Origin of the sequence: Asanoa sp. NPDC050611 (genome assembly GCF_040654855.1) — a bacterium.
Lineage (GTDB): Bacteria > Actinomycetota > Actinomycetes > Mycobacteriales > Micromonosporaceae > Asanoa.
This window is the reverse complement of the sequence record NZ_JBFAIU010000506.1, coordinates 1-3,848: the sequence shown is the minus strand read 5'-3', so window position 1 is coordinate 3,848 and position 3,848 is coordinate 1. Positions and strand designations below refer to the sequence as shown.

General features: G+C 74.7%; 3 protein-coding genes. 1 reads left to right on the top strand and 2 read right to left on the bottom strand.

Annotation, left to right across the window (positions count from 1 at the left end; genetic code table 11):
* Positions 1-2,178, top strand: a 2,178-nt coding sequence (locus AB0H87_RS39190; protein WP_360158061.1) for an Ig-like domain-containing protein, incomplete at its 5' end; no start/stop codon positions are given.
* Positions 2,179-2,198: 20 nt separating this feature from the next.
* Here AB0H87_RS39190 and AB0H87_RS39185 read toward each other — a convergent pair.
* Both AB0H87_RS39185 and AB0H87_RS39180 read right to left on the bottom strand, forming a co-directional pair.
* Positions 2,199-2,759 (bottom strand): isochorismatase family protein, encoded by a 561-nt coding sequence (locus tag AB0H87_RS39185; RefSeq protein ID WP_360158058.1) that lies wholly within the window; start codon positions 2,757-2,759, stop codon positions 2,199-2,201.
* 37 nt (positions 2,760-2,796) lie between these two features.
* Positions 2,797-3,753: a CHAT domain-containing protein gene (locus tag AB0H87_RS39180; RefSeq protein ID WP_360158055.1), complete on the bottom strand. Its 957-nt coding sequence runs from the start codon at positions 3,751-3,753 to the stop codon at positions 2,797-2,799.
* Between the last annotated feature and the right edge of the window lie 95 nt (positions 3,754-3,848).

Genomic DNA, 3,848 nt, shown 5'->3' with positions numbered 1-3,848 from the left:
GCCGCGCTGGACGTCGCCGTGTCCACGATGGATGGTCTGCTGAGCGACGAGGTGGGGCGACCGCGTTCCGCATCGCGGCGGCGATGTTGTCGTGCTCGACCGCGAGCGCCGGCGACCCGGGTCACCGGCACGGTAGCCGGCGACTACGTGTTCCGGTTCTTCGGCGACGACGGCGCCCGGCGGTCCGTGGCGACCGTCGCCGTGACGCTCGCGCCGAAGGCCGTGGTCGCCGAGTTCGGTGCCACGGCCACCGTCACGACCAGCGGGACGGCACCCTGGGAGAACCACTCGCGGGTGAGCGAGCGGACCAACCCGACCAGCTCCAACCCGGGCGCGGGCAACGGCTGGGGCAACTGGGGCCAGCAGCAGAACGGCACGAGCGTCGAGCGGGCGGGATGGATCCAGTACGCGTGGACCTCGCCGGTGCGGCTGTCGTCGGCGGACGTCTACTGGTACGACGACAACGGCGGCACCCGGCGACCGAACGCGGACACGTACGCCATCGAGACGTCCGCCGACGGCACCACGTGGACCCCGGTGACGCTGGTCAACGGGTCCTCCTACGCCGGCGGGCTCGCCACGAACGCGTACAACCACTTCGACTTCGCGCCGCTCGACACGCGCCTGCTGCGGATCCGGATCTGGGGCGTGCAGAGCGGCGGTGCGGGCACGGGCGTCCTGCGCTGGCGGGCCAACGGCGAGGCGGTCGACACTGTCCGGTCGCCGGTGCTGGTCCGGACCACCGTCGGCGAGGTGCCGGTGCTGCCGGGCGCGCTCGACATCGGCTACGCGAGCGGCGCCCGCGGCACGGCCGGCTTCCAGTGGCAGCCGATCACGCCGGCGATGGTGGCCGAGACCAACGTCGACCCGTTCGTGGTGTACGGGACGAACGACACGTACGGGCTGATCGCCGAGGCCCGGGTGTACGTGCGGCCGGAGACGGCGCCGGGCGGCATCTCGATCCAGGGCGTCGAGTCGTTCACGCGGTCGGTGGCGGTCGGCGAGCAGCCGTACCTGCCCGACAAGGTCGAGGTGTCCTACAACGACGGTTCGCGGGACAACCAGGCGATCGGCGTACGGTGGCGGTTCGACCCGGACGTCGTCGACACGCCGGGCCGCTACACCGTCATCGGCGACCTGGTGCTGCCGCCCTACGTCGGCGACGCCGGCGCGACGCGCACCACGCTCACGCTGACGGTCGGCACCGACACGGTGGCCCCGACGACGAGCATCGCGTGGTCGCCGGCCGGGACCGGCGAGTGGTTCACGACGGTGCCGTCGTTCACGCTGACGGCGCAGGACGCGTTCGGGGTGGAGGGCACGTCGTACCGGGTCGACGACGGCGACTGGACGGCCTATGCCGGCACGCCCGTCGCGGTCGCGGGCGAGGGCAGCCACCAGGTGACCTACCGGTCCGTCGACGTGACCGGCAACGTGGAGTCGCCGCGGACCGCCACGGTGCGGGTCGACACGGTGGCGCCGGCGGCCGCCTTCTCGAGCGCGATCGGCGACGTGCACGAGGGATCCGTGCCGCCGGCGCCGACCTGCACGGCGACCGACGCGACCTCCGGACCGCGGGGCTGCGTGGTCAGCGGCTACGCCACGGCGGTGGGCACGCACACCGTGACCGCGACGGCCACCGACAACGCCGGCAACGTGGGCACCGCGACCCAGACCTACCGGGTGCTGCCGCGGTGCACGACGACGATCACCGGAACCAGACCCGGGCCGCTGGTCGTCACCGCCGGGCTGACCTGCGTCGAGCGGGCCACCGTCAACGGGTCGGTCACGGTCGGCCCCGGTGCGTCGCTGATGGTCCGGGGCGGCACGATCGCCGGCCCGCTGTCGGCCACCGGAGCCGGCACCGTGACGCTGGCCGCGACGACGGTCGGCGGTCCCGTCTCGGTCGCGGGTTCCACCGGCGAGCTGAGGATCACCGGCGGCCGGCTGGCCGGCGCGGTGTCGATCACCCGCGGCACGGGCGGCGTCCGCCTCGACGCCGTGACCATCGGCGGCCCGGTCACGCTGACCGGCAACACCGGCACGGCGCCGGTGGTCGCCGCCGCCAACACCATCGGCGGGCCGCTGGCCTGCTCGGGCAACACCCCGCCGCCGACCGACGAGGGCCGCGCGAACACGGTGCGGGGACCGGCCTCGGGCCAGTGCGCGAAGCTGTAAGGCCCGTGGCCGCCCGACGGTCACGGACGCGGCTGGAAGTCGACCTCCTTGGTCGCCACCGTGCCGGCCGTCCGGCCCGGCGCCTGGTGATCGCCCCAGTAGAGGTTCGTATGGGCGATCACCAGGTCAGGCGGCGGCGCGCCCCACTCGCTGAGGTCCTCGGTCGTGTGCGCGTCGCTGACCAGGATCGCGTCGTAGCCGCGGACGACCGCCCCGTGCAGCGTGGACCGGATGCACTCGTCGGTCTGCGCGCCGACCACGACCAGCGTCCCCACGCCGAGGCCGGCGAGCGTGGTCTCCAGCGCCGTCTCCTCGAACGAGTCGGCGTACTCCTTGGTGATCCTCGGCTCGGTCGCGCCCGGCGTCAGCGCGGGCACGATCTGCCAGTCGTCGCTGCCCTCGGCCAGGTGCTCGTCGGTCTGCTGCACCCAGATGACCGGGGTCCCGGCCTGCCGCGCCTTCTCGACGACGGTGCCGATGTTCGCGACCACCGCGTCGCGCTCGTGCGCCTTCGCGACGACGCCGTTCTGCACGTCGACGACGATCAGGGCGGTGTGTGGCCGGTTCTGCAGAGTGCTCAATGCTTCCTCCCGTGGTCGCCACACACAGTAGACCGGCTCAGCCGGCGCCGTAACAGACGAAGCCGGCCGCCGCGGGGTGCAGCTCCTGCTGCGCGCGGGCGAGGGCTTCGGCCGGCCCGACGCCGGACCGCAGGTAGCGGTGCATCCGGAGCATGACCTGCCGGGTCGCCTCGTCGGAAACCGGGACGACCGTCGCGACCAGGGCCGTGGCGCCCATCCCCAGCAGGGCCGCGGCCAGCCCGAGCAGCTCGTCGCCGGGATGGATCGACGGCAGGCCCGACTCGCAGGCGGAGAGGACGACGTGCCGGGGTGGGCGGCGGAGCCGTTCGAGGTCGTACACCGTCAGCGGTCCGTCGACCAACCGCAGCGCCGAGAAGAGCGGGTTGTCGGCCCGGAACGAGCCGTGCGCGGCCAGGTGCGCCAGCTCGGCACCGTCCAGGGCGCCGAGCACCGACTCGACGGTCGCGGACCGGCCGGTGAAGCGCCGGGCACCCGGCGTCGCCCGGGCGAGCGCGGCGACCTTGGCCGTCGCGTGCGGCAGCCCCGGCCCGGCCACGAACACCGAGCGGCCCGCCGCGGGCCGGCTCGCCGGGGCGGTCGCGGCGCGGTGCCAGAGGGTGGCGGACGGTGCGACGGAGACCGGCCGGCCGCTCAGTGACGGCAGGGCCGGCCACGGCAGGGCGTGCAGCGCGCCGGTCGGCACGACGACCAGCGGGCCCTCGACCCGCAGCGGCTGCAGCAGCAGGGCGTCGAGCTGCTTCGCCTTGTGCGCGACCAGGGTGGCGGCGGCCGCGGCGTTCCGGCCGGTGTACGCGAGCCGGCGCAGGCCGTGCCGCACCGCCGCGAGGTGGCCCTCGGCCTCGGCGACCCGGCCCAGGTGATGCAGCGTGCGACGGCTGCCGGTGAGCACCACCGCGTGCAGGGCGCCGTCGAGCGCGAGGTACTCCACGAGCGTCGCCGGGCCCAGCGCCGCGCGCAGGGCGGACAGCCGCACCGGCTCGTGGCTGCCGGTCGCGCCGGGCGCAGGCCGACTGGCACCCGCGCGAGCTGCCCAAAGAGGACCAGGCGACGCTCTGGCGGAACTCGTCC